This is a genomic window from Micromonospora sp. WMMD712 (genome assembly GCF_029581295.1).
GTDB classification, from domain to species: Bacteria; Actinomycetota; Actinomycetes; order Mycobacteriales; family Micromonosporaceae; genus Micromonospora; species Micromonospora carbonacea.
This window is the reverse complement of record NZ_CP120743.1, coordinates 4,039,892-4,065,437: the sequence shown is the minus strand read 5'-3', so window position 1 is coordinate 4,065,437 and position 25,546 is coordinate 4,039,892. Positions and strand designations below refer to the sequence as shown.

Genomic DNA, 25,546 nt, shown 5'->3' with positions numbered 1-25,546 from the left:
GGCCGCTCCGGGGGAGTCGTCCGGCCGTCCGGCCGACTCCCCGAGGCGCGTGGATCAGGCCCGCAGCGTCCAGCGCTGGTTGGCCTGGCCGCTGCAGGACCAGAGAATGATCTTCGTGCCGTTGGCGGTGCCCAACCCGCTGGCGTCCAGGCAGAGCCCGGACTGGGCGTTGGTGACGGTGCCGTCGGCGTTGACGTTCCACTGCTGGTTGGCGCCGCCGTGGCAGTCCCAGATGATCACCGGGGTGCCGTTGCTGGTGCCGCCGCCGCTGGCGTCGAGGCACTTGGTGCCGTTCACCTGGAGCTGCCGGCCCGCCGTGTAGGTCCAGCGCTGCTGGGCGGCGCCGTGGCAGTCCCACAGCTGGATCTGGACGCCGTTGCCGCCGTTGGTCGGCACGTCCAGGCAGCGGCCCGACTGGGTGCCGACGACCATCACCCCGGCCGCCGGCGGCGGGGTCGTGGGCGGCGGGGTCGTAGGCGGCAGGGTCGTCGGGGTCGGGGTCGGCGTGGTGGTGGTGCCGTCGAGGCCGAGGAAGGCGATCGAGTACGCGATCTGACCGGCCTGCGGCAGCTCGTGCCCGACGCCGCTGATGCTGATGCCCTCGACCGTCGCCCGGGTGCCGGTGTCGCCGTACCGGGTGCGGGTCCAGTTCGACTGGGGGCGGTCGGTGAACGCCGGCGTCTGGCTCAACCCGTGCAGGTTGGTCCACTGCTTGATCTCTTCACCGAAGTTGACGTACGACAGGGTGGTGTCGGTGGTCCCGTGCAGGAACTGCATCCGGGGGTACCGGCCGGTGTAGCCGGGGTACATGGCGCGGGCGGCGTCGCCCCACTGCTGGGCGGTCTTGGTGATCTGCCCACCGGCGCACTGGCTGTTCCAGGTGTTGGTGCTGCTGCCGGTCGCGAAGCAGGTGGCGGGCACGCCGCTGAACGCCGACCCGGCGGCGAACACGTCCGGATACTCGGCGGCCATCACGTTGGTCATCATCGCCCCGGAGGAGAAGCCGCTGACGACCACCCGGGCGGGGTCGACGTTGTGCCGCTGCTTGGCGTAGTTGACCATGGAGATGATGCCGTCGGAGTCGCTCCCGCCCCCGCGCCGCAGCCCCTGCGGGGAGTAGACGTCGAAGCACTTGCTGCTGCGCGTGACCTCGGGCAGCACGATGATGTAGCCGTACCGGTCGGCGGCGGTGACGTAGTCGCGGCCGTTGCCGTTGAAGATCGCCGGCCCGGAGCCGCCGCAGTAGTGGATCAGCACCAGCAGCGCCGGCCTGGGCGCGACGTTGTCGGGCACGTAGAGGTACATGTTGAGGCCGCTGGGGTTGTTGCCGAAGTTGGTGACCTGGGTCAGGGCCGCCGCCGAGGCCGGCTGCGCGGCCATCAGCACCGTCATGGCGAGCAGCGGCACGGCCGCGAGGGCCGCCACCGCCCTGAGAAGACGTTTCACGGACATGGGCTCCGATCTGGTGGGACGGGGATGGTGGTGGGTGGGGCTAGCTGCCGAGGGTCACCTTGAGGATCCGCTCGTTGCTGTTGTTCGGGACGCTGTCCTTGTCGCCGCCGGTGCTCGTGGTCAGCCACAGGTTCCCGTCGATGGTCGGCTCGACGGTGCGCAGGCGGCTGTAGGTGCCGACGAAGTACTGCTGCACGTCGGTGAGGGTGTCGCCGCTGATCACCTCCCGGTACATCCGGTTGCCGCGCAGGCAGGCGAGGTACACCACGTCGCGGACGATGGCGAGGCCGCTGCACGAGGCGTCGGCGACCGGGTAGGTGCGTACCGGCGCGAGGTAGTTGGGGTTGGCGCAGTCGCCGACCGTGCCCTCGCAGGCCGGCCACCCGTAGTTGCCGCCCCGGACGATGATGTTGGTCTCGTCCATGACGTTGTTGCCGAACTCCTGCTCGAAGAGGCGGCCCCGGGAGTCGAAGGCCAGCCCCTGCGGGTTGCGGTGGCCGTAGCTCCACACCTGGTTGCCGAACGGGTTGTCCGTCGGCACGGTGCCGTCGGGGCGGATCCGCAGCACCTTGCCGGCCAGGTCGTTGACGTCCTGGGCGCGGTCCGGGGTCTGCCCGTCGCCGGTGGCGGCGTAGAGCATCCCGTCGGGGCCGAAGCGCAGCCGGCCGCCGTTGTGGTACTTGTTGCGCGGGATGCCGGTCACGAGCACCTGGAGGCTGCTCGTCTGGAGCGTGCCGTCGTAGCGCATCCGGACGATCCGGTTGTCGGTCGCCGTGGTGTGGTAGATGTACAGCCACCGGTCGGTGGCGAAGGTCGACGCCACGGCCAGCCCGAGGACGCCGCCCTCGCCGTTGGTGCCGGCGGCGTTCGGCACCGTGCCGATGCTGCGCTTGTTGGTGCCGTCGGGGTTCATGGCGACGACGTCGAACAGGTCGCGTCGCCCGTACAGGACGGTGCCGTCGGAGAGCTGCACCAGCCCCCACGGCAGGTCCCGCTCGGTGGTGACCACCGTCGTGCCGCAGACCGCGCTCGTGCAGGCCGAGCCGGTGCGTACGCTCACCGCGGCGCTGGCCGCCGAGGCGTTACCCTGCGCGTCGCGGGCGACGACCGTGTAGCTGAACTGGGTGTTCGCCGCCAGCCCGGTGTCGGTGAACGTGGTGGCGGGCGGGTTGGCGGCCGTGCCGGTGACGGAGCCGACCGTCGTGCCGCCGCGCAGGACGTCGTACCGGGTGACGGCGACGTTGTCGGTGGCGGCCGACCAGGTCAGGCGCACGTCGGTGCCGTTGACGGTGGCGGCGAGGTTGGTCGGCGTGCTGGGCCGCTGGGTGTCGACCTGGCAGAACGGCGGCGTGACGGTGAGGGTGGCGCTGGCCTGCGACACGTTGCCGGCGGCGTCCCGGGCGTTGACGTACCAGCCCCAGGTGACGCCCTGCGCGACGGTGAGCGTGGCGGTCAGCGTGCTGCCGCCGACGGAGGTGACGAGCTGACCGTCGTGGTAGACGTCGTAGTTCGTGACGCCGACGTCGTCACGGGACGCGGACCAGGTGAGCGTGACGGACTGGCAGGTCAGCCTGCTGCTGCGCAGGTTGGTCGGCGGGGTGGGCGGCCTGGTGTCGGCGGCGGGCCGGACGGCTGCGGCCGTCGACCCGCCGGCCGGCGGTGGCGCGGCGGCGGCGGGCGCGGCGGCCAGGACGGCGCAGGCGCCGGCCAGCAGGGCGAGGGTGGCGCGGGAGCGGGTTGGCACGTTGTTCGTCCCTTCCGGGGGGTGGAGCCTGGCGGTCAGTACGGGTAGCCGGGCACGTTGAGCCGCACGCTGTAGAGCCCGGAGTCGTTGGTCGGGCCCGAGGTGACGTAGAGGGTCCGCCGGTCGGAGCCGCCGAACGCCACGTTGGTGGTGCCCGAGGCGCCGGAGCGGACGGTGCCGAGCTGGACGCCCGTGGGCGAGTAGACGTGGACCAGGCCGTCGAAGCCCGACGCCCAGTACACGTTGCCGGCGCAGTCGACGGTCGCGCCGTCCGGGCCGCCGACGTAGTTGACGAAGACGCTGCGGGGGCCGGTGCTGCCGTCGGGCGCGACGGCGTACTTGTAGATCTTGTTCTCGCCGTAGGCGCCCACGTAGAGCGTCGCGCCGTCCGGGGAGAGCGCGATGCCGTTGGGCTGGCGCAGCGCGTCGTCGACCAGCGACACCTGCCCGCCCGAGACGCGGAAGACGCTGGTGCGTCCGCCCATCTGGTCGGCGCGGGCCCCGCGCTGGAAGTTGGGGTCGGTGAAGTAGACGACGCCGTCGGAGCGGACCGCCACGTCGTTCGGGGAGTTGAACGCCCGGCCCTGGTAGTTGGCGGCGACCACGCCGCGGGTCAGGTCGTCGATCCGGTACGACGAGACGCTGCGCTGGTCGTGCGTCGCGGCGACGAGCTGCCGCCCGTCGGGGCTGAGCGCGAGCCCGTTGCTGCCGGAGTTGGCCAGGAACGTGTCGAAGGTCGCCGGCGGGGTGAACCGGCGGATGGTCGACGGCTGGACCCGTTCCGGCCCGGTGGCCGCGCCCATGTCGGACACCAGCAGGTAGCCCCGGTCGGCGAGCCAGACCGGCCCTTCGAGGAACGAGAAGCCGCCCCGGATCTTCGCCGCCGTGACCGAGGTCGTCGGCAGCGGCGGGCCGTAGCTGGCGTCGGCCGGGCAGACACCGGGCGGCGCCCCGGGTGGCCCGGCCAGCGCGGTCGCGGTGTGAGCGCTCACATGGCCGGCGCGAAGAAGCTGCGGCGGCGCGGCGGCGGCACCCGCCGGGACGGCGGCGGGCAGGGCGAGGCAGAGGCTGGCCAGCGCGGCGAGTGTGGGAGTCGGGACCATCGGGGACTCCGATCGGCGAGGGCCCGCCGCCGTTGGCGGGCGCGGGGTGGCGCGGCGACGGATCCGCCGGCTGGCTCGGGTGGTGGCGGGCGGGCCCGTCGGGCGCGATGGGGACATCGGGCAGCATAAGTCCTAATCCATCGATCTGCATGATTTGGTTGCCGCCAACTTCCCATGTGGGGCGGGGTGGGCCGCGGCGCTTGAGTTCGGCGAAATGACCCGGTAACATCGCCACGCTTCAATGGACCGCCGCCGAGGTGGGCAACTTCTGTGCCCCGGCCGTCCGGACTGTCGTGGGTGGAATCGACGTTTCGGGGTTGCTCATCTACCCTCAGGGCACATCCGGTCCCATCTTTCGTGGGCCGGCGTCGGTTCGGCAGCCATGGGTGTCGTGTGTGGTCTCCCCGCCAGTGTGTGAGCGACCATGGCCGTGTACGGAGGGGTCGAAGCGTTGACCAGCGAAAAGGTGGCGCCTCCGGGCGTCGACACCACCCGGCCCAGCATCGCCCGGGTATACGACTACTACCTCGGCGGCAAGGACAACTTCGCGGTCGACCGGCAGGCCGCCCAGATGGCCATGCAGGTCACGCCGGACGGTCCCGAGGCGGGGCGGGCCTGCCGGGCCTTCCTCCGACGTTCGGTCAGATTCCTGGCGGCCGAGGCCGGCATCCGGCAGTTCCTCGACATCGGCTCCGGGCTGCCCACCCAGGGCAACGTGCACGAGATCGCCCACGAGGTCGACCCGGACGCCCGGGTGGTCTACGTGGACAACGACCCGATGGCCCTCGCCCACGGCCGGGCCCTGCTCGCCGACGCCCGGACCACCACCGTGCTCGGGGGTGACGCCCGCCGGCCCGACGAGCTGCTGGCGCAGCTCACCGAACGCAAGCTGATCGACTTCGACCAGCCGGTCGGCCTGCTGCTGCTGGCGATCCTGCACCACCTCAACGACGATGACGACCCGGCCGGCGTCGCCCGGCGGCTCGTCGCCGCCCTGCCTCCCGGCAGCTACCTGGCCATCTCCCACTTCCACGACCCGGGCGAGGCCCAGCCGGAGGTCTCGGAGCGGGCGCGGGCGGTGGAGAAGGTGTTCAACGAGACCCTCGGCACCGGCCGGTGGCGCACCCGGGCGGAGATCATGGGCTTCTTCGGCGACCTGGAGCTGCTGCCGCCCGGGCTGGTCCCGCTGGCGGAGTGGCGTCCGGACGGCGAGGAGGACCGCCAGCAGACCGCCACCTACCACACCATCGTCGGTGGGGTGGCCCGCAAGCTCTGAGCCCGTCCGGCGCAGCCACGCGCCGGAAGTTCGTTCACGGTCCCGGCGGATGCCGACAGGGGCCGCCGACCCGCCCCGCGAACCGTGGGTCGGCGGCTTGCCGGTGTCCGTCCTGGACGTGCGGCCGCAGCTCGAACCGTCGCCAGATGCGCCCCACCGTCGAGGCGGACAGCCCGCTGTGCGCGGCCATCGACGCCCGGGACCAGCGGGCCGCCCGCTCCGGCTGCGCGCCCAGGGTGGCGGCCACCACCTGCTCCACCCGGCCCGGCCCGATCGTCGGGGGCCGGCCGGCGCGCGGCGCGTCGGCGAGGCCCGGCAGCCCGCGCGCCACGAACCGGGACCGCCACTTGCCCACGGTCGGCGGTGACACGCCGAACCGGGCCGCGACCTCCGCGTTGCTCGCCCCGTCGGCGCAGGCCAGCACGATCCGGCAGCGCAGCGCGTACGCCTGCGTCGAGCGGGCCGCCCGGGCGCCCCGCGCCAGCCGTGCCCGCTCCTCGTCGCTCAGCATCAGCTCGGCCTTCGGCCGGCCTCTTCCCCCCATGCGGCCGATCGTACATATATGTAAACGAATTTGTGGCGCAGATATCCGGACGTCGCAGGTGGTGGGACGAATCGATGTCCCTTCTGGACAGCGTCAGCCCCCCTGGGTATGGTCCCGACGAGTTCCCAAGCGTGGGATTCGCTCGCTGCTGCAAGGTCGCGGTGGCCCGTGGAATCACATTGACATGGAGGCCGCTTCAGTGACTATGACCGATTTGCAACTGAAGATGACATCCATCTGCGCCGACGTGCTGAACCGTTCCACCCTCGGCCCGGACGAGGACCTCGTCGCGCTGGGCATGGATTCGGTCGCGGCGGTGGAGATCGTGACCCGCGTCGAGACGGCCTACGGGGTCGACGTCGTCGACGTCATCTTCGACAACCCCACGGTGAACCGCCTCTGTGACCTGGTGGGGGCCGCCGCCGGCAGCGACAGCACACATGCCTAGTCCGCTCGACGAGCCGGATCTCGCGGTCACCACGAACCTGCTCGACCTCGTCCGCGCCGCCGCCGAGCGGCACGGCGACCGCCCCTACCTGGTCCCCGCCGAGCCGGGCGGCCGGACGGCGAGCTTCGCCGACGTCCTGACCTTCACCCGGGGCTGCGCCGCCCTGCTCGACGAGCACGGCGTGCCGCCGGGCGGCCGGGTGGCGGTCGTCATGCACAACACCTCGCTGACGGCGCTGCTGTTCATCGGCGTCATCGCCGCGCAGCGCGTGCTCGTGCCGCTCAACCCGAAGTCGGGGCCGGGAGAGCTGGACGCGTTGCTCGCGCACTGCGCGCCCGCGCTGGTGCTCGCCCCCACGCCGGTCCTCGCGAAGATCGGCCCGGGGCCGCGCCGGGTCGCCGTGGACGACGCCGAGGCGCTCCTGGCCGACGTGCTGGCGCGCGGCGCGGCGTACCGGGGGGAGCTGGCCGCGCCCCGCGACGGCGGGTCGGGCGACGCGGAGATCGTCTACACCTCCGGCTCGACCGGGGTACCCAAGGGCGTCGTGCTGTCGCACCGCAGCCTGCTCGCCAACTCCCTGGCCATGGTGAAGTGGGCCGATGCGGGCCCCGACGACGTCTTCCTCAACGTCGTCCCGCTGTTCCACGCCGGTGGGCAGGGGTTCCCGACGCTCACCCCGCTGTGGAGCGGCGGCCGGTCGGTCTGCGTGCGGTCCGAGACGGCGCTGGTGCGGTTCTGGCACTACGTCGACCGGCACCGCCCGACGTGGACGCTGGTCGTCAACGCCTACCTGGCCAACCTGGTGGAGCGGCCGGAGCGGCCGGCGACCGGCAGCCTCAAGGGCGTCCTCGCCGGTGGCTCGGCGCTCGGCCCGGAGCTGATCCACCGCTTCGAGGACACCTTCGGCATCCGCGTCCACCAGGTCTACGGCATGACGGAGATGACCTCCCTGACGACGGTGGAGCCGCGCGACCGCCGGCCGGGGGAGCGCCGCAGCGCCGGGCTGCCGGTGCCGTTCGCCCGGGTGCGCGTGGTCGGCCCGGACGGGCGGGACGCCCCGCCGGGCGAGAACGGCGAGGTCCTGCTCAGCGGCCCGAGCATCTTCACCCGCTACGAGGCCGCGCCGGAGCTCACCGCGAAGCGGCTCGACGACGGCTGGGTGCGCAGCGGCGACCTGGGGCACCTCGACGAGCGCGGCGAGCTGTCCATCGTCGACCGGATCGACAGCATGGTCATCGTCAGCGGCGAGAACGTCTACCCCGCCGAGATCGAGAACGCCGTGCCCCACCTGGCGGGCGTCGAGGACGCCGTCGTCGCGGCGCTGCCGCACCCGGTCACGGGCGTGGAGCTGATCCTCGTCTACACGCTGCTGCCCGGCGCCGTCGCCGACGACGACGCCTGGCGCGCGACGCTGCTGCGGTTCCTGAGCCCGTTCAAGGTGCCGCGCAGGTTCGTCGCGCTCAAGGAGATCGGCGTCGACGCCTTTCCGCGTACCCCGCTCGGGAAGATCCAGCGGCCGGAAGTGCAGCGGCTGGCGGTCGACAGCCTCGCACCGATCCGGACCTGATTCGGGCCACCAGAACTCCACGCGATTCGGCGGGAATGCCGTAACGGTGCGGCAGATCCCATTCTTTCCGGCCGGCACCATTCGGGCTTTAGTCGACAGGAGGTGGTTTGTCATGTCAGTCGAGATCCTCGACGACGAGGAAGTCGTGGTGCGCACCCCCGAAGAGTTCAAGCGCATGCCGCGGGCGTACCAGAAGGCGCTCATCAGTCAGGTCATGATCAATACGGAGGGTGAGCTCTCCGGTGGCGACGACTACACCATGATGTTCATCCCGCTGGCCCCCAACGCCGAGGAGCGCCAGGTGTGCGCCGAGCGGGCGGCGGAGGAGTACGACCACTACAAGATCGGCAAGCGGGTCCTCGCCGAGATCGGCATCGACACGACCTACATGGAGGAGCAGACGATCGAGGAGCGGCGGCTCTTCTCCGACAAGCGCCTGCACCAGTGCACCACGTGGGCCGAGCGCGGGATCTACTCCTACATCGGCGAGGAGAGCGCCCTGCTGATGATCAGGGAGTTCGCCGAGAGCAGCTACAAGCCCTGGGCCGACGCCGTCCGCACGATCATCCTCGACGAGAAGATCCACATCGCCCACGGCGCGCGCGTCTGCCGCAACCTGGCCACCACCGACGAGGGCCGCGAGCAGCTCCAGGCGGGCCTCAACCGCCTGTGGCCGGTGTTCCAGGGCCTCTTCGGCACGCCGGACTCCGAGCGCTCCAAGCGGGCGGTCCGGTTCGGCCTGCGCCGGACGACCAACCGCGAGGCCCTGGAGAAGTGGTTGCAGACGGTCACGCCCCGCATCCACTCCCTCGGGCTCGTCGTACCGGACTGACGGAAGGGACGACCGCGTCATGCCCACCCCTGTCGCCATCAATCCACGCCCGCCCTCCCGCAAGGAGGCCAAGGCCCGGCTCCAGGCGCTGCTCGCCGGCCGCCCCGACCTGGCCGCGCGGCTCGCCGCCGTCCGGGACATGGGCCTGCGGGTCACCGCGTCCGAGGTCCACCTGACCACCACGTGCAACATCCGGTGCAAGGGCTGCTGGTACTTCGAGGGAGGCTTCGACGCGGCCGTCCCGGAGACGTCCGACCCCGTCGTCATCTCCGACTTCGTCGACTCGCTCGTCGCCCGGGGCGTCACCCAGGCGACGCTCATCGGCGGCGAGCCCACGCTCGTGCTCAACCGGGTCGTGCCGTTCGTCGAGCGGCTCCCGTACGTCACGATCTCCACCAACGGGATCCGGCCGCTGCCGCGCGCCGGGTTCGAGGACGTCGCGGTGGCGATCAGCCTGTTCGGCGGCGGCCCGCTCGACGACTCCCTGCGCGGCTACCGCCCGAACGGGTCGGCGTTCACCGGGCTCTTCGAGACCGCCCTCGGGCACTACCGCAACGACCCGCGCGTCATCTTCGTGTACGCGCTGTCGGAGGAGGGCCTGCAGTACGTCGAGCCGACGGTGCGGGCCATCCAGGACAACGGCAACCAGGTCACCTTCAACTTCTACTCCGACCACGGCAGCGACCACGCCCTGCGGATCGACAACGAGCAGCGCACCCTCGCCGAGGCGCTGCGGATCAAGGAGAAGTACCCGGAGACGGTGGTCAGCCACCCGTACTTCATCGAGACGCTGATCACCGGGCGCAGCCACTGGGGCGGCCAGTTCGGCTACGACGTCTGCCCGAGCATCAGCGTCGAGCACCCCGACCACGCCGACCGGATCGCCAACGGCAACCCCGTCCTGGACGGCTTCGCCGTCTACGGCGCCGACTACCAGACCCTCCAGTTCTGCTGCACGTCCGGCAACTGCGCCGACTGCCGCGACAGCCAGGGCGTCTACAGCTGGCTCCTGGTCAGCGCCAACCGGTTCCTCGACGACGTCGGCCGGCTGGAGACCTGGCTCGACCTGGCGGAGAGCTACTGGCGGCAGTGGTACTGGGCGCAGCGGCACCACGCCAACTTCGCCCGCCGCGCGCCGCTGGCCGCGTAGCCGACCATCCCGACCGAAGGAGTGCCCCGCATGTCTTCCCCCTCTGCCCCGATCACCGAGTCCGTCGTCGCCGACCGGCTCCGCGTCGAGCTGATCGACCTCGGCGTCGACGAGGAGGCGATCACCCCGGACGCCAAGTTCGACCAGCTCGACATCGACTCGCTGGACGTCGCCGACCTGATGGCCATGGTCGTCAAGGAGTTCAAGGTGGAGATCCCGCGCAGCGAGCTGGCCGACGTCACCATCGGGCAACTCGTCACGCGGATCGTCGCGGGCGCGTCACATTGACCTCCCTGCTCAGCCTGGACAAGCGCCGCTACCTCGTCACCGGCGTCCTCAACAACGAGTCGATCGCCTGGCACGTGGCGGCGGCCCTGCAACGGGAGGGCTGCGAGGTCGTCCTGACCTCGTTCGGTCGGGTGGCCCGCATCACCCGCAAGGTGGCCGACCTGCTGCCGTCCCCGGCCGAGGTGCTCGACCTGGACGTCATGTCCGACGGGAGCGTCGCGTCCCTGGCCGAGCAGATCGAGAGCCGGTGGGGGCAGCTCGACGGCGTGCTGCACAGCATCGCCGCCGCGCCGCCCGACGCGCTGGGCCCGGGCTTCGTCAGCGCGCCGGCCAGCGGCGTGCTCGACGGGTTCCGGGCGTCGGCGTACTCCTTCCAGCAGCTCACCACCGCGCTCGCGCCGCTGCTCGCGCGCGCGCCGGGCGGCGGCGCGGCGGTCGGCCTGACCGTCGACTCCACCCGCGCGCTGCCCGGCTACGGCTGGATGGGGGTCTACAAGTCGGCGCTGGAGGCCGTCGCCCGCTACCTCGCGCTGCACCTCGGGCCGTCCGGCATCCGGGTCAACCTCGTCGCCGCCGGCCCGGTCGAGACCGTGTCGGCGCGCGGGGTGCGCACCTTCGCCGAGCTGGCCGACCAGTACGAGCGGTGGGCCCCGCTGGGCTGGGACCGCGCCGACCCGGCGCGCGTCGTCGGCGCGGTCCTGTTCCTCCTGTCGGACCTGTCCCGGCACACCACGGGGCAGGTGGTGCACGCCGACGGCGGCATGCACGCCGTCTTCGGCGGGGTCGGCGTGTCGCCGGCGGCGGGCACCGGCGTGCCCCCCACCGTGACGGCACCGGCCGGCGGGACGACGGCGTCGCGCGGCGAGACCGCGACCGGCTGACACACACTGCGGGGAGCGACCGTGCGTCTTGTCATCAAGGGGACCAGCGAACCCCTCGTGGGGGAACTCGACATACCGGCATCGAAATACCATGCCCACCGCGCGCTGATGCTGGCGTCGCTCGCCGACGGCACGAGCCGCATCCACGGCGCCTGCGGCGCCGGCCACGTGCGCCACACCATCGCCGCCCTGCGGGACCTCGGCACCTCGATCACCGTCGACGACGACACGTTCGTGGTGCGGGGCGGCCCCTACCGGCCGGTCCGCCGGGAGGTCTCGGTCGGCAGCTCCGGCACGACGCTCTACTTCCTGACCGGGCTCGCCGCGCTGGCCGGGTCGCCGGTCACCATCACCGGCCAGAAGTACTTCCGGCGGCGGCCCATCGGCCCGCTGCTCGACGCGCTGGCCGGCATCGGCGTGGAGATCGGGTCCACCGGCGGGCTCCTGCCGATCCGGGTGCCGGCCCGCCCGCCGACCGGGGGCCGGGTGGAGATCCCGGGCACCCTCTCGCAGTGGATCTCCAGCCTGCTGCTGGTCGGCCCGTTCGCCACGGGCCCGACCGTGGTCGACGTCGTGGGCCCGTTCAACGAGCGCTCCTACGTCGACCTGACCATCGCGATGATGCGGCGGTTCGGCCTGCACGTGAGCGTCGGCGCGGACGGGCGGCGGTTCGAGATCGAGCCGGGGCAGCGGGCCACCCCCGCCGAGATCCACCTGCCGCCCGACGTCGGCGCGGCGGCCTTCGGCCTGGCGGCGGCGGCCCTGCACCCGTCCGACGTCCTCTTCCGGGGGCTGCCGGCCGGCCCGTCGGGCGAGGTCGACCACCCCGAGGCCGACCTGCTGGACCACCTGCGCGAGATGGGCCTGCCGCTGCTGCGCGACCCGGCCACCGGCTGGACCCGGGTGCGGCACGACGGGTCCCGGCTGACCGGCGTACGCGTCGACTGCCGCGCCGTGCCCGACATGCTCCCGGTGCTCAGCGTGCTGGGGGCGCACGCCCGGGGCAGCACCGTCCTGGAGAACGTGGCGCACGTCCGGCTCAAGGAGTCCGACCGGGTGGCCGCGATGCTCCAGCTCAACCGGATGGGCGGGCGGGTGCGGCTGGACGCCGACCGGCTCGTCTGCGACGGCGTGGACCGGCTGCGGGAGGCCGACCTGTCGTCGTTCAACGACCACCGGGTGCTGATGGCCCTGGCCGTGGCCGCGTCCCGGGCCTCCGGCGAGAGCCGGCTCACCTACCCCAACGCCCACCGGATCTCCTACCCGCAGTTCCTCGACCAGATGAACGCGGTCGGCCTGAACATGTCCGTCGACCGGGCCCCGGTCGACAGGCCGCCGGCCGACCGGGAGCCGGCCCGCCCGGCGGCGCTGCCGTCCCCGGCCCGGCTGGCCGCCACCGGCCCCGCCGACCTGGTGCGCCGGCATGCCCGCGCCCACCCGGGCACCGCCGCCGTGATCGAGGCCGCCTCGCCGGGGCGGCCGGGCGGCGTACTCACCTGGGGGGAGCTGGACCGGCGCGCGGACGCCGCGGCGGCGCTGCTGCTGGAGCTGGGCGTCGCCCCGGGCGAGGTGGTCGCCTGGCAGCTGCCCAACTGGCACGAGTTCGTGGTGCTCTCCCTCGCCACCCTGCGCGTCGGCGCCGTCTGCTGCCCGATGATGCCGTTCTTCCGCGAGCGGGAGGTCGACGACCTGCTGCGCCGCTCGCGGGCGCGGGTGTTCGTGGTGCCCGCCGCCTTCCGGGGGCGCGACCACGTCGCCGAGACCGCGGCGGTGCTGGCCGTGCCCGGCGCGCCGGCCGTGGCGCACGTGCTCGTCGTCGGCGGCGACGGCCCGCTGCCGGCGGGGGGCGCGCTGTCCCCGGGTGCGGCGTCCCCGGGGCCGGAGCCGGCGGGCCCGGCGTCGCCCGGTGCGGCACCGGAGGCCGGCCCGGCCGCGCGGTGGCAGCGGTTCGACGCGGCCCTCGCCCGGCAGCGCCCCGACGCGGCGGCCCTTTCCGCCCGCCGGCCCGCCCCCGACGCCCTCGCCCAGCTCATGTTCACCTCGGGCACGTCCGGCCAGCCCAAGGGCGTGCTGCACCGCGCCGACACGCTGACCCGCGCGGCGGCCATGCAGGCCCGCCACCTCGGGCTCACGGCGGCCGACCGGTTGTACGTGCCGTCGCCCCTGGCGCACCAGACCGGCTTCCTCTACGGCATGTGGGTCGGCTTCGTCCTCGGCGCGCCGGTCGTGCTGGAGCCGATCTGGAGCGGGCCCGCCGCCCTGGCCACGCTGCACCGCACCGGCGCGACCTTCGTCCAGGCCGCCACGCCGTTCCTCGCCGACCTGGTGGACGCCGTCGAGGCCGGCGGCGGGCCGCCCGGGGCGCTGCGTGTCTTCGTCGCCACCGGCGCGGCGGTGCCCCGCGCCCTCGCCGAGCGGGCCACCCGCACCCTGGGGGCGGCGGTCTGCGGCGCGTGGGGCTCCACCGAGTCCTGCCTCGGCACGCTCGCCGCGCCGACCGACGAGCCGGCCCGCGCCTGGGGCACGGACGGCCGCCCGCTGCGCGGCGTGCGGATCCGGGTCACCGACGACGACGGCACCGTCCTGCCCGCCGGCACCGAGGGCAACTTCGAGGTGGGCGGGGACTGCCTCTTCGCCGGCTACCTCGACCATCCCGAGTGGACGGCCGCCGCCCTGACGCCCGACGGCTGGTACCGCAGCGGGGACCTGGCGGTCATCGACGAGGCCGGGTTCGTGCGGATCACCGGCCGGGTGCGCGACGTCATCAACCGGGGCGGGGAGAAGATCCCGGTGGCCGAGGTGGAGCAGCTCCTGCACACCCACCCGGCCGTCCGCGACGTGGCGATCGTCGCGATGCCGGACCCGCGCCTGGGCGAGCGGGCCTGCGCCTTCGTCGTGCCGCAGCCGGCACCGGAGGCAACCGGACCGGCGGCGGCGGGACCGGCGGCCGGACCGGCGGCGGCGACCGGACCGGTGGCCGGACCGGGGAGTGCGCCGGAACCGCTCACGCTCGACGGGATGCGGCGGTTCCTGGACGGGCGCAAGGTCGCCAAGCAGTACTGGCCCGAGCGGCTGGAGACCGTGCCCGAGCTGCCCCGCAACGTGGTCGGCAAGGTGCAGAAGTTCGTGCTGCGAGACCAGCTCAAGCAGATCATCAGCGAGGAGGCCACGTGACCGACGACGACGGCGAGGCGTTCGCGACGCTCGCCCGCGAGGTCGAGGCGTTCGTCCGCGGGCCCGGCGAAGAATACGCCGAGACCATCGAGCGCACCCGGGCGGTGCCGCCGCAGCTCTGGGACGACCTGCGCGACCGTGGCTACCTGCGGCTGGCCGTCCCGGCCGAGTACGGCGGGGCCGGGCTCTCCTTCACGCAGTACCTGCGGCTGCTCGAACTGTTCTCCATGTCCCACGCGTCGCTGCGGATGATCGTGCACGTCTGCAACGGCGTCTGGCGGGCGATGGACCAGTTCGCCACCGACGAGCAGCGCAAGCGGTTCGTGCTCCCGCTGGTGGCCGGCGACCTGCGGGTGGCGTTCACCCTCACCGAACCCACCGCCGGCACCGGGGCCGACCTGCGCGCCAGCGTGGTCCGCGACGGCGACAGCTATCTCCTCTCCGGCGAGAAGCACCTGATCACCTTCGGGGTGAGCTGCGACTACTGGCTGCTGTTCGCCCGGCTCGCCGGTACCACCGGCAAGGACGGCACCGTCGCGCTCATGGTGGACCGGCACGTCCCGGGCGTCCGGGTCGAGCCGATGGCCGACACCATGGGGGTGCGCGGCACCGACCACGCCCATTTGTTCTTCGACGGGGCACCGGTGCCGGTGGCCAACCGGCTCGGCGAGGAGGGCGCGGGCCTCGCGGTCGCCCTCGGCGGCTTCCTCACCCCCAGCCGCATCGGCGTCGCCATGACCTGCGTCGGCCTGGCCCGCCGCGCCCAGGAGCTCGCGGTCGCCCACGCGCGCCGCCGGGTCACCTTCGGCAAGCCGCTGACCGCCCGCCAGGCCATCGCCTTCGCGCTCGCCGAGAACGCCGCCGACATCGAGGCCGCCCGGCAGCTCACCCTGCACGCGGCGCGGCGGTGGGAGGCGGGGGCCGCCGACGCGGACGCGCTGTCCTCGATGGCCAAGCTGGTCGCCGTCGACATGCTGACCCGGGTCACCGACAAGGCGTTGCAGGCGCACGGCGGCATCGGCTACTGGGAGGGCAGCCCCATCGAGCGCGTCTACCGCGACGCCCGCGCCCAGCGCTTCGAGGAAGGCACCAACGAGATCCAGAAGACGGTCATCGCACGAGAGATCCTGGCGGGGCAACGGTGACGAGCTACCACGGCAAGACCGCACTGATCACCGGCAGCTCCCGGGGCATCGGGCGGGCCCTCGCGCTCACCCTGGCCCGGGGCGGCGGCTCGGTCGTCGTCAACTACAAGAAGAACGCGGAGCTGGCCGACCAGGTCCGCAAGGAGGTCGAGCAGCTCGGCGGCCGGGCGCTCACCGTGGCCGCCGACGTCGAGCAGCCCGAGGAGATCGACAGGCTGTTCGCCGCCGCCGAGCAGGAGTTCGGCACCATCGACTACTTCGTCTGCAACGCGGCGGCCAGCTCGTTCAAGAACATCATGGACCTGAAGGTCCACCACCTCGACCGCTCGTACGCGATGAACCTGCGCGCGTTCGTGCTCGGCTGCCAGCACGCGGTGCGGCTGATGCCCGACGGCGGCCGGATCGTGGCCCTGTCCAGCTACGGCAGCATCCGTGCCTACCCCACGTACGCGAACCTCGGCGCGGCCAAGGCCGCCATCGAGGCGTGGGTGCGCTACATGGCCCTGGAGTTCGGCGGGCGCGGCATCAACGTCAACGCCGTCAACGGCGGCATCATCGAGACGGAGTCGTCGCAGTACTTCTACGACGTGCCCGGCATGGCCCCCTTGTCCACGGTGCTGCCCAAGATCCCCAAGGGGCGGATGGGCACCGCCCAGGAGATCGCCGACGTCGTCGCGTTCCTGCTCTCCCCGGCGGCCGAGTACATCACCGGGCAGACCATCGTCGCCGACGGCGGCCTGTCGATCGTCTCGCCGCCGTTCGTCCAGGACCTGACCGCCCCCCTGACATGACGACCGGCTTGGAGCACGTGCTGCGTCCCGGCCGGATCGGCCGGCTGGCGCTGCCGCACCGCGTCGTCACCGGGGCCATGCACCTGGGCTGGGAGGCCCGCGACGACGGCGGCGCGGCGCTGGCGGCGTTCTATGTCGAGCGGGCCCGGGGCGGGGCCGGGCTGATGGTCACCGGCGGCGCGGCCGTCAGCCCGGAGGGTGCCGGGGGGCCGGGCTACGGGGTGCTCGACGACGCCCGCTTCCGCGCCCGGCTGCGGCGCGTCGCCGCCGAGGTACGCGCCGCCGGAGGGCTGCTCGCCCTGCAACTGTTCCACGCCGGCCGGTACGCCCGGCCGGCGGCGGGCGGCCCCCACCCGGTCGCCCCGTCCGCCGTCTACAGCGCGTTCTCCCGGCACACCCCGACCGCGCTCGACGCCGCCGGCATCGCGCGCACGGTCGCGGACTTCGCCCGGGGGGCCGCCCACGCCCGCGACCTCGGCTTCTCCGCCGTGGAGATCATGGGCTCCGAGGGCTACCTGCTCGACCAGTTCCTCTCCCCGCTGACCAACCTCCGCGACGACGAGTGGGGCGGCGACCCGCAGCGGCGGTCCCGCTTCCCGGTGGCGGTGCTCCACGCCGTGCGCGCGGCCGTCGGCACGGACTTCCCGGTGATCATGCGGATGACCGGCGACGACCTGCTGGTCGGCGGCACCACCCGCGACGACGTCCTGGCGTACGCCCGCGCGCTCGCCGCCGCCGGCGCGGACGCCCTCAACGTCGGGGTCGGCTGGCACGAGTCCCCGGTCCCCACCGTGCAGGCCGTGGTGCCGCCCGGACACTGGGTGCCGGTGGCGGCGGCGGTCAAGGCGGCCGTCGGCGCGCTCCCCGTGCTGGCCAGCAACCGGATCAACCGGCTGTCGCAGGCCGAGGCCGTCCTCGCCGGCACGCCGCTGGACCTGGTGTCCATGGCGCGGCCGTTCCTCGCCGACCCGGCGCTGGTCGCCAACGCCCGCGCCGGCCGGCCGGTGAACGTCTGCGTGGCCTGCAACCAGGCCTGCATCGACCGGTCGCTGGCCGACGAGCCGGTGTCCTGCATGGTCAACCCCCGCGTCGGTCGCGAGCACGAGCCGGCGGCGACGCCCGCCGCGTCGCCCCGCCGGGTCGCCGTCGTCGGAGCCGGCCCGGCGGGCCTCAGGGCCGCCCACGGGCTTGCGCTGGCCGGGCACCGGGTCACCGTGTACGAGGCCGACGACGAGCCCGGCGGCCAGTTCCGGCTGGCGGGCCGGGTGCCCGGCAAGTCCGACTACCTCGCCGCGACCGGGTTCCTCGTCGCCGAGCTGTCCCGGCTCGACGTCGAGCTGTACACCGGCCGCCGGATCACCGCCGCCGACCGGGGCCTGCTCGGCGGCTACGACGGGGTGGTCGTGGCCACCGGCGTGCTGCCCCGGCCCGTGCCGATCCCCGGCGGCGACCTGCCGCACGTGCTCGGCTACCCGGCCGCCTTCGCCGACGGCGCGCTGGGGGAACGCGTCGTCGTCATCGGCGGGGGCGGCGTCGCCGTGGACGTGGCGCACCTGGCCAGCGACCCGGCCGGTCCGGCGCGGCGGGTCACGGTGCTGCACCGGGGCCGCCGGCTCGGGGCCCGGCTGGGGCGCTCGACCCGGTGGGCGGTGCTCGCCGAGCTGCGCCGGCAGCGGGTCGACGTCGTGCCCGGCGTGCGTGACCTACGGATCAGCCCGGCCGGGGTGCGTTTCGCCGACGCCGAGGGGCGGCCGCGCGTCGTGCCCGCCGACACGGTGGTGATCGCCGCCGGGCAGGTGCCCGACGACGGCCTCGTGGCGACGGTGCGCGCGGCCGGCGTCTGGCACCACGTCGTCGGCGGCGCGCGGGACACCGCCGGGCTGGACGCGGTGCGGGCCTTCGCCGAGGGCGCGGTGGCGGTGGAGGCGTTCCGGCGCGCACAGGACCGTGCCGGCCAACTCGCGGGGATCGAGGAACGGGTATGACCGTCGACGGGCCGGAACGCTTTCCCGCGCTCGGCGTGCTGCGGCGCACCGCCGTGGACCGGTGGCGCATCGTGCGGCTGCTGCCGCGCGCGGGCTGGGCGGCGGTGACCGCCGCCGTCGTCAACAACGTGCTGCTGGCCGCCGCGCCGGTGCTGTTCATCGTGATGACGAGCCTGCTCGTCGGGCGGCTGCCCGCCGCCGTCCGCGACGGGGTGGACTCGCCCGCGTTCGGGCGGCTGGTGACCGCGTTCGTCGTCGCCGCCGCCGCGCTCAGCGCGCAGCAACTGCTGGCCCAGCTCCAGCTCACCACCGGGCTGCTGGTCCAGCGCCGCGTCGACGGGTGGGTCGCCGACGAGCTGATGGCCGCCGCGCTGAGCAGCCCGGGTATGGAACCGCTCGACGACCGGGCGCTGACCGACCGGCTCAGCGAGGCGTCCCGCGAGGTGGAGCAGGGCATCCAGAGCCCCGGGGCCGCCTGCGCCGGGATGCTGGCGCTGCTCGCCCGCTACGGCCAGCTCACCGGGTACGCGGTGGTCGTCGGCGTGGTGTTCTCCTGGCTCGCGGGCGTGGGCCTGCTCGCCGCCGTCCTGGCGTTCCGCCACGGGCAACGCGGCGGCCTGCGCAAGTACGCGGCGATCTACGGCACGATCGTGGCCCGGGTGCGCCGGCTGACGTACTTCCGCTCCGTCGCCACCGGCAGGCCGGCGGCCAAGGAGATCCGCGTCTTCGGCCTCCTGCCGTGGCTGCGCGAGCAGTACGCGGCGGCCTACCTGGACTGGATGCGCCCGGTCTGGGCCGAGCGCCGCCGCGTCTACCTGCGGCCCTACTTCGGCTACACGGCCCTCGGGCTGGTGGTGCTCGTCGCGGTCCTCGCCGCGCTGGGCGTGGCCGGCGGGCAGCGGGACGTCGACCTCACCCGGCTGGCGCTGGTCGTCCAGGCGGTCCTGGCGGCGATCCAGCTCGGCGAGTTCTATCCCGAGGCGGACGTGCAGACCCAGTTCGGCATGAACGCCTACCGCGCGGTCGACGAGTTCCGCGCCGGCATGCGGGCCCGATCCGCCCCCGCCCTTGCTCCCGACGCCGCCCCGGCGCTCGTTCCCGACCCCGCCCTCGTTACGGACCCCATCCCGGCACCCGCGCTCCCGCCCGCGCCGCGCCCGGCCGGGGAGCCGGGCCCGCCGCCCGCCGCCGGGCCGATCCGCTTCGAGGCGGTGTCCTACCGCTACCCGCACCGGTCCGCGCCCGTGTTCACCGACCTGGACCTCACCCTGCCCCCGGGCAGGTGCACCGCGATCGTGGGGCTCAACGGCGCCGGCAAGACCACCCTGGTCAAGCTGCTCGCCCGGCTGGCGACCCCGACATCGGGCCGGATCACCGCGGGCGGGCAGCCCGTCGACGCCCTACCCGTGGCGCGGTGGCGCGGCAACCTCGCCGTGATCTTCCAGGACTACCTGCGGTACGAGGCCAGCGCCGCCGACAACATCGCGCTCGGTGCCGCCGGACACGCCGGTGACCTCGCCGGCATCCGGGCGGCGGCCGAGGCGGCGGGCATCCTGGACACGCTCGACGCGCTGCCGCAGGGACTGGACACCCCGCTGTCCGGGCAGCTACGCGGCGGGGTGGACCTCTCCGGCGGCCAGTGGCAGCGGCTCGCCATCGCCCGGGCGTTGTTCGCCGTCCGCCACGGCGCGTCGGTGCTCGTCCTCGACGAGCCGACGGCCAGCCTGGACGTCCGCGCCGAGGCGCGGTTCTTCGACGAGATCATCGCCGCCACGGCGGGCGTCACCACGGTCCTCATCTCGCACCGGTTCGCCACCGTGCGCCGCGCCGACCACATCGTCGTGCTGGCCGAGGGGCGGGTCGTCGAGCAGGGCTCGCACGACGAGCTGCTGCGCCACGGCGGCCGGTACGCCCGGCTGTTCGAGTTGCAGGCGGCCCGGTTCCTCGACGACCGCCCGGGCGGCGGCGACCCGGACGGCCCGGGCGGCGGCGACCCGGACGGCCCGGACGGCGGCGACCCGGACGGCCGGGACGGCGACGCCCCGGCAGCCGCAGCCGGCCGGGACGGCGGGCCGGTGGAGATCGGACAGGAACGGAGCCCCGGATGAGTCGTGGACTGCTGTCGGCCGCCTGGTCGCTGTGGCGGACCTCGCTGCGTCAGGACCGGCGTAAGGCCGTCACGGCGCTGGTCCTCGTCGTCGCCGGCGCGGCGGCGTGGCCCCTGGTGGCGATCATGCTGCGCGTCCTGTTCGAGGCCGCGAACGCCGGGCGGCCGGTCGCCGCGAGCCTCGCCGGGGTCGCCGTGGCGGTGCTGCTGATCGCCGGCCTGACCCTCGGCCACTTCGCGCACATCGCCTACTTCGAGCTGTCGGAGCTGGACGTCCTGCACCTGCACCAGGAGCTGATGGACGCCACCAACGGCTCGGCCGGGATGGCCCACTTCGAGCAGCCCGAGTTCGCCGACAAGGTCAGGATCCTGGAGGAGGACGTCGAGCAGCTCCGCGTCGGCCTCCAGGCCGTGCTGACCGGCGTCGGCCTGGCCGTCGCCATGACGCTGACGACGGCGGTGCTCGCCTCGCTGCACCCGCTGCTGCTGTTGCTGCCGCTGGTCGCCGTGCCGCCGCTGCTGGCCGGCCGGTGGGCGGAGCGCATGGTCGACCGGTCGCGGGAGGCCAGCGCCGAGTCCACCCGCCGGGCCCTGGGCCTGTTCCGCCTCGCCACCCACGCCGCGTCCGGCAAGGAGCTGCGGGTCTTCGGCCTGGAGCAGGAGGTGCGCCGCCGGCACGGGGCGTTCCGGCAGGACGCCACCCGACGGCTGTGGCGCACGCAGGCCGTGGCGAGCCTCGTCCGCATGCTCGGGCAACTGGCGTTCGCGGGCGGCTACATCGCCGCCGTGCTCCTGATCCTGCGCGACGCCGTCGCCGGCCGCCGGGGCGTGGGCGACGTCATCCTGGTCATCACCATCGCGGCGCAGGTCAATCAGCAGGTGGCCGCCGCGGTCGGCGTCCTCCAGGACCTCCAGCGGCTGCGCAGCGTCTACCAGCGGCTCGACGAGGTGCACGGGCTGGTCCGGGCCGGGGAGCGCGCCGACCGGCCCGGTGCCCTGCCCGCCGGTCCCGGCGACCCGACCGGCGCCGCCGGTTCGGCCGCGCCGGCGCCGGTGCGGCTGCGCCACGGCATCCGGCTCGTCGGCGTCGAGCTGCGCTATCCCGGCGGGGAGCAGCCGGTGCTCGCCGGGCTCGACCTGCACCTGCCGGCGGGCGCGACCGTGGCGATCGTCGGCGACAACGGCGCCGGCAAGACCACCCTCGTCAAGCTCGTCTGCGGGCTGCTGCGCCCGACCGCCGGCCGGGTGCTCGTCGACGGCGTCGACCTGACCGACCTGTCGCTGCCCGGGTGGCGGGCCCGGATCGCGGCCGGCTTCCAGGACTTCGTACGCCTCGAACTGCCGGCCCGGCGGACCGTCGGCGTCGGCGACCTGCCCCGGCTCGACGACGAGCCGGCGGTGCGTGCCGCGTTGGGGCGTGCCGGCGCGGACGACCTCGTCGGGCAGCTCGAAGCCGGCCTGGACACCCCGCTCGGCCGCGAGTACGCCGACGGGGCCGAGCTCTCCGGCGGTCAGTGGCAGAAGCTCGCCCTCGGCCGGGCGTTCATGCGCGACGACCCCCTGCTGGTCGTCCTCGACGAGCCCGCCGCCGCCCTCGACGCCGAGGCCGAGCACGCCATGTTCGAGCGGTACCGGCTCCAGGCCGCCCGGGTCGCCGCCGCCACCGGCGCGGTCAGCGTGTTCGTGTCGCACCGCTTCTCCACCGTCCAGCTCGCCGACCTGATCGTGGTGCTCGCCGACGGCCGGGTCGCCGAGCTGGGCTGCCACGCCGACCTGATCGCCGCCGACGGCCTCTACGCGGAGATGTTCGAGCTACAGGCGAGGGCGTACCGGTGACCGGGGCGGACGCCGAGGTCCGGCCCACCAGCCACAGCGAAGTCCGGAGGACCCGTCAGTGACCAGCGCGACGCACACCGCAGAGTTCGACCCCTTCTCCCCGAGCGCCATGGACGACCCCTATCCCGCGTACGCCGAGCTGCTGCGCCACGAGGAGCCGCTGTACCTGGCCGACCGCGACATGTGGCTGGTCATCCGCTACGACCACGTGCGCGCGGCGGCGAAGGACCACGGCGGGCTGTCCTCCGCCGAGGGGATCGCCTACCACCGGTCCACGCTGCCCGTGCTGTTCGGGCTCGACCAGCCCGACCACACCCGGATGCGCGGGCTGATCCGGCACGACTTCTCGCCCCGTGGCGTGCAGTTCTGGCGGCCGTTCATCGAGCAGGTCTGCGGCGAGCTGCTCGACGAGGCCGTGGCCACCGGCGACATCGACCTCGTCCAGCAGGCGATCATCCTGCTGCCCGTCAAGGTGGTCACCACGATCGTCGGGGTGCCCAGCGACAACCTGGCCAAGCTCAAGCTGACCGCCGGGGTGCTGGAGAGCTTCATCGCCAACGCCAAGGTCGGCGAGGACGCCCCGGACGACCCCGACGAGAACGCGCTGCGGCTGCGGGCCGCCAAGTCCGCGCTCTCCTCCGTCGCCGGCCTGTCCACGTTCCTCGGCGGGCTGCTGGAGGAGCGCCGGACGCAGCCGCCCCGCAGCGACGTGGTGTCGAAGCTGTTCGCCGCCGCCGAGAAGGGCGGGGTGACCGAGAACGAGATCCTCTGGCTCTGCCTCACCCTGCTCGTCGGCGGCCAGGAGACCATGACGCACTTCCTGGGCAACATGCTGGACGCGCTGCTGAACCACCCCGACCAGTTCCGCCTGGTGCGCGACCGGCCCGAGCTGATCCCGGCGACGATCGAGGAGACGGCCCGCTTCTACCCGCCCGTGCAGAACGTCTTCCGCACCGCCACGACCGACGTCGTCGTCGGCAACACCACCATCCCGAGGGACGCCCGGGTCGAGCTGTCGTTCGCGGCGGCCAACCGCGACCCGCGTAAGTTCCCCGACCCCGACGCCTACCGGATCGACCGCCGCACCGACGGGCACCTGGGCTTCGGGGCGGGCATCCACACCTGCGTCGGCATGCACCTGGCCCGCCTCCAGGCGGCGACGTTCCTGCGCCTGCTCATCGAGCGCACCGACGACATCGAGCTGATCGGCGAGTTGGTCAAGATCCCCAGCCCGGCGTTCCGGGGGCTCGACCACCTGCCGCTGCGCCTCACCCCGAAGGGCGGTCGCCCGGCCGCCGCGCCGGTGAACGGGGGGCACCGTGCGTGACGCGACCACCGGCGGCCCGCCGGAGACGGCCGTGCTCGACCTGCCGTTCGCCGCGGGCGAGGCCGCGTCGGGGCCGCTGACCTGGGCGCAGAGCGTGATGTGGGACGCGATGCAGTGGTTCGGCAAGGAGGCGAACCAGTTCAACATCGGCCAGCCCCTCGTGCTCGCCGAGCCCGTCGGGCAGGCCCGGCTGCTCGCTTCCCTGCGCGGCCTGGTCGAGGCGCACCAGACGCTGCGGACCCGGTACGTGGCCAGGTCGGGCCAGCCCCGCCAGGAGGTCCACGCCTCGGGGTCGTACGACGTGGCGGTGGCCGACGGGCACGACGACCCGGCGCGCGTCGCGGGGGAGCTGGCCGGGCGGCTGGCGGAGACCGCGTTCGACCACGAGGCCGAGTGGCCGCTGCGGGTCGGCTGCGTCGTCGACGGGGAACGCCGGGTCACCGCCGTGGCGCTCGTCGGGTCGCACCTGGCGTTCGACGGCTGGGCGTTCAACACACTCGTCGACCTCCTGCGCGCCGGGCTCAGCGGCGACTCCGAGCAGCGCGGGCAGCCGGAGCCGGCGGCGGCCGCCGCTTTCGAGCCGCCCGCCGGTGTCGAGCCGTCGGCCGGCGTCGGCGTGCCGCAGGCGCTGGAGCAGGCCGCCTTCGAGGGCTCACCCGCCGGTCAGCAGCAGAGCCGGCTCGGGCTGCGGCACTGGGAACAGGGCCTGTCGACCGCGCCGGCCTCCATGTTCGACCTGCCGCGCGCGGCCACCGGCGACCAGCCCATCGAGCGGCACCTGCTCGACTCGGCGGCGGTCGCCGCGGCGGCGGCCACCCTCGCGGCGCGCACCCGCACGTCGTTCTCGACCGTGCTGCTCTGCCTCACCACGCTCGTGCTGACCGCCTACAACGGCCACGACACCGCCGTGCTCAAGCTGATCACGGGCAACCGGCTCGACCGGCGCAGCCGCGACCTGATCGCGCTGAACACCCTGGACGCGCTGCTGGCGTTCACCGTGCCGCGCGACGTGGACCTGCTCACCGCCATCCGGCAGACGCACCGCCCCGCGTTCGACGCGTACCGCCGGGCGCAGTGCGACCCGCGCGCCGTCGCGACGGTGGTCGAGGAGACGGGCCGGCGGCGGGGCGTGTCGTTCGACCTGTCCACCTACTTCAACAACGGCCACCGGGGCAACGACTGGGCGGTCACCGGCCCGGAACCGGGGCCGGACCGGCTCGCCGAGCTGCGCGCCGGATCCCGCTACACGCGGCTGGACCCGTTGCCGCGCAGCGACATGAAGTTCATGGTCGCCGCCAGCAACGGCGGCGAGGGCGTCTGCCGCCTCGGCCTGCTGGTGGACACGACGTACCTGCCGGGCGCGCTCGGCGAGACCATCGTGCGGGGCATCGAGACGCTGCTGTGCGACGCGGTCGCCGAGGAGGTCGGCGTCGCGGAGATCCCCGGCCGGATCGGCCTCGCCCCCGCCGTGCGGGGCGCGGACTGGGTGCGTACCCCCGCCGGCTGGGTGCGCCCCGCCGACGTGGCGGAGCTGGTCCGCGAGGCGGCCGGGGGCGTCGAGGTCGCCGTCCTCGCCGCCGGGCCCGAGCCGGGGACCGGGCTGACGGCGTACGTCGCCGACGCGTCGGCCGTACCGGAGGAGTTGCACCGGCGCGTGCTCGCCCTGCTGCCGGGCCGCACGGGCGTGGCCGCGCCCGACGGGTACGTCGCCTGCGCGGCGGCCCCGCCCGCCGGGGCCGGGCCCGACGCCTGGCGGGGCGTGCCCGTCGTGGCGCGCGGCCCGGGGCGGCCGGCATGATCGGCGGGGCCGTCCGGGCGGCCGGCGGGAGGGCTGGCGCGACCGGCGGGAGGGGCGGCGTAGGTGGCGACCGCCGTGCGGACAACTGCCGCGCGGAC

The 25,546-nt window shown here is 74.1% G+C and carries 19 protein-coding genes; 15 read left to right on the top strand and 4 right to left on the bottom strand.

Features of this window, described 5'->3' with window-relative positions; genetic code table 11:
* Positions 1-54: 54 nt before the first annotated feature.
* Genes O7633_RS17505 through O7633_RS17495 form a run of 3 tightly spaced genes read right to left on the bottom strand, consistent with a single transcriptional unit; the run spans position 55 to position 4,299 of the window.
* A complete protein-coding gene (locus tag O7633_RS17505) occupies positions 55-1,452 on the bottom strand; it encodes a PHB depolymerase family esterase (RefSeq protein WP_282323175.1) in 1,398 nt (465 codons plus the stop codon).
* A gap of 40 nt (positions 1,453-1,492) precedes the next feature.
* A complete protein-coding gene (locus O7633_RS17500; protein WP_278130058.1) occupies positions 1,493-3,196 on the bottom strand; it encodes a PQQ-dependent sugar dehydrogenase in 1,704 nt (567 codons plus the stop codon).
* A gap of 35 nt (positions 3,197-3,231) precedes the next feature.
* The gene (locus tag O7633_RS17495; protein WP_282323174.1) at positions 3,232-4,299 is read right to left on the bottom strand and encodes an SMP-30/gluconolactonase/LRE family protein; all 1,068 of its coding nucleotides are present in this window, start codon (positions 4,297-4,299) and stop codon (positions 3,232-3,234) included.
* A 451-nt stretch (positions 4,300-4,750) separates the two neighbouring features.
* Between O7633_RS17495 and O7633_RS17490 the strand changes: the two genes are divergently transcribed.
* Positions 4,751-5,575 (top strand): SAM-dependent methyltransferase, encoded by an 825-nt coding sequence (locus O7633_RS17490; protein ID WP_282323173.1) that lies wholly within the window; start codon positions 4,751-4,753, stop codon positions 5,573-5,575.
* 34 nt (positions 5,576-5,609) lie between these two features.
* On the opposite strand, the gene O7633_RS17485 is transcribed toward O7633_RS17490, so the two are convergent.
* Complete coding sequence (locus tag O7633_RS17485; protein ID WP_282323172.1) at positions 5,610-6,119, bottom strand: helix-turn-helix domain-containing protein; 510 nt, start codon at positions 6,117-6,119, stop codon at positions 5,610-5,612.
* Positions 6,120-6,324: 205 nt separating this feature from the next.
* Between O7633_RS17485 and O7633_RS17480 the strand changes: the two genes are divergently transcribed.
* The 14 genes from O7633_RS17480 to O7633_RS17415 all read left to right on the top strand — a co-directional run bounded on the left by O7633_RS17480 (position 6,325) and on the right by O7633_RS17415 (position 25,448).
* Positions 6,325-6,567, top strand: a complete 243-nt coding sequence (locus O7633_RS17480; protein ID WP_074474870.1) for an acyl carrier protein — start codon at positions 6,325-6,327, stop codon at positions 6,565-6,567.
* The gene (locus O7633_RS17475) at positions 6,560-8,134 is read left to right on the top strand and encodes a class I adenylate-forming enzyme family protein (protein ID WP_282323171.1); all 1,575 of its coding nucleotides are present in this window, start codon (positions 6,560-6,562) and stop codon (positions 8,132-8,134) included. Before O7633_RS17480 ends, O7633_RS17475 begins: the two co-directional genes overlap by 8 nt.
* 112 nt (positions 8,135-8,246) lie before the next feature.
* Positions 8,247-8,966, top strand: coding sequence for a Phenylacetic acid catabolic protein (locus O7633_RS17470; RefSeq protein ID WP_176734421.1), 720 nt, complete (start codon positions 8,247-8,249; stop codon positions 8,964-8,966).
* A 19-nt stretch (positions 8,967-8,985) separates the two neighbouring features.
* Entirely contained in the window at positions 8,986-10,116 is a 1,131-nt protein-coding gene (locus O7633_RS17465; protein WP_074474872.1) for a radical SAM protein, read from the top strand.
* A 30-nt stretch (positions 10,117-10,146) separates the two neighbouring features.
* On the top strand, positions 10,147-10,404 hold the full coding sequence (locus O7633_RS17460; RefSeq protein ID WP_043960761.1) for a phosphopantetheine-binding protein: 258 nt from the start codon (positions 10,147-10,149) through the stop codon (positions 10,402-10,404).
* Positions 10,401-11,285 carry an SDR family oxidoreductase gene (locus O7633_RS17455; RefSeq protein WP_282323169.1) on the top strand — a complete coding sequence of 295 codons (885 nt, stop codon included), beginning with the start codon at positions 10,401-10,403 and terminating at the stop codon, positions 11,283-11,285. The genes O7633_RS17460 and O7633_RS17455 overlap by 4 nt, the downstream gene beginning before the upstream one ends.
* Before the next feature lie 21 nt (positions 11,286-11,306).
* Entirely contained in the window at positions 11,307-14,459 is a 3,153-nt protein-coding gene (gene aroA, locus O7633_RS17450; protein WP_282323168.1) for a 3-phosphoshikimate 1-carboxyvinyltransferase, read from the top strand.
* Entirely contained in the window at positions 14,456-15,604 is a 1,149-nt protein-coding gene (locus O7633_RS17445) for an acyl-CoA dehydrogenase family protein (protein WP_282323167.1), read from the top strand. Before aroA ends, O7633_RS17445 begins: the two co-directional genes overlap by 4 nt.
* Positions 15,601-16,395, top strand: a complete 795-nt coding sequence (locus O7633_RS17440) for an SDR family oxidoreductase (protein ID WP_282323166.1) — start codon at positions 15,601-15,603, stop codon at positions 16,393-16,395. Before O7633_RS17445 ends, O7633_RS17440 begins: the two co-directional genes overlap by 4 nt.
* Complete coding sequence (locus O7633_RS17435) at positions 16,392-18,380, top strand: FAD-dependent oxidoreductase (protein ID WP_282323165.1); 1,989 nt, start codon at positions 16,392-16,394, stop codon at positions 18,378-18,380. The genes O7633_RS17440 and O7633_RS17435 overlap by 4 nt, the downstream gene beginning before the upstream one ends.
* Positions 18,377-20,488: an ATP-binding cassette domain-containing protein gene (locus O7633_RS17430; RefSeq protein ID WP_282323164.1), complete on the top strand. Its 2,112-nt coding sequence runs from the start codon at positions 18,377-18,379 to the stop codon at positions 20,486-20,488. Before O7633_RS17435 ends, O7633_RS17430 begins: the two co-directional genes overlap by 4 nt.
* Positions 20,485-22,323: an ABC transporter ATP-binding protein gene (locus O7633_RS17425; protein WP_282323163.1), complete on the top strand. Its 1,839-nt coding sequence runs from the start codon at positions 20,485-20,487 to the stop codon at positions 22,321-22,323. The genes O7633_RS17430 and O7633_RS17425 overlap by 4 nt, the downstream gene beginning before the upstream one ends.
* Positions 22,324-22,381: 58 nt before the next feature.
* Entirely contained in the window at positions 22,382-23,650 is a 1,269-nt protein-coding gene (locus O7633_RS17420) for a cytochrome P450 (RefSeq protein WP_074474879.1), read from the top strand.
* Entirely contained in the window at positions 23,643-25,448 is a 1,806-nt protein-coding gene (locus O7633_RS17415; RefSeq protein WP_282323162.1) for a condensation domain-containing protein, read from the top strand. Before O7633_RS17420 ends, O7633_RS17415 begins: the two co-directional genes overlap by 8 nt.
* Positions 25,449-25,546 lie beyond the last annotated feature (98 nt).

What these genes read in the sequence shown, in the direction of transcription:
- O7633_RS17425 (WP_282323163.1), top strand. Translation starts at nt 20,485, where the DNA reads ATGAGTCGTGGACTGCTGTCGGCCGCCTGGTCGCTGTGGCGGACCTCG.
- O7633_RS17485 (WP_282323172.1), bottom strand. Translation starts at nt 6,119, where the DNA reads ATGGGGGGAAGAGGCCGGCCGAAGGCCGAGCTGATGCTGAGCGACGAG.
- O7633_RS17495 (WP_282323174.1), bottom strand. Translation starts at nt 4,299, where the DNA reads ATGGTCCCGACTCCCACACTCGCCGCGCTGGCCAGCCTCTGCCTCGCC.
- O7633_RS17430 (WP_282323164.1), top strand. Translation starts at nt 18,377, where the DNA reads ATGACCGTCGACGGGCCGGAACGCTTTCCCGCGCTCGGCGTGCTGCGG.
- O7633_RS17470 (WP_176734421.1), top strand. Translation starts at nt 8,247, where the DNA reads ATGTCAGTCGAGATCCTCGACGACGAGGAAGTCGTGGTGCGCACCCCC.
- O7633_RS17505 (WP_282323175.1), bottom strand. Translation starts at nt 1,452, where the DNA reads ATGTCCGTGAAACGTCTTCTCAGGGCGGTGGCGGCCCTCGCGGCCGTG.
- O7633_RS17480 (WP_074474870.1), top strand. Translation starts at nt 6,325, where the DNA reads ATGACCGATTTGCAACTGAAGATGACATCCATCTGCGCCGACGTGCTG.
- O7633_RS17435 (WP_282323165.1), top strand. Translation starts at nt 16,392, where the DNA reads ATGACGACCGGCTTGGAGCACGTGCTGCGTCCCGGCCGGATCGGCCGG.
- O7633_RS17475 (WP_282323171.1), top strand. Translation starts at nt 6,560, where the DNA reads ATGCCTAGTCCGCTCGACGAGCCGGATCTCGCGGTCACCACGAACCTG.
- O7633_RS17465 (WP_074474872.1), top strand. Translation starts at nt 8,986, where the DNA reads ATGCCCACCCCTGTCGCCATCAATCCACGCCCGCCCTCCCGCAAGGAG.
- O7633_RS17460 (WP_043960761.1), top strand. Translation starts at nt 10,147, where the DNA reads ATGTCTTCCCCCTCTGCCCCGATCACCGAGTCCGTCGTCGCCGACCGG.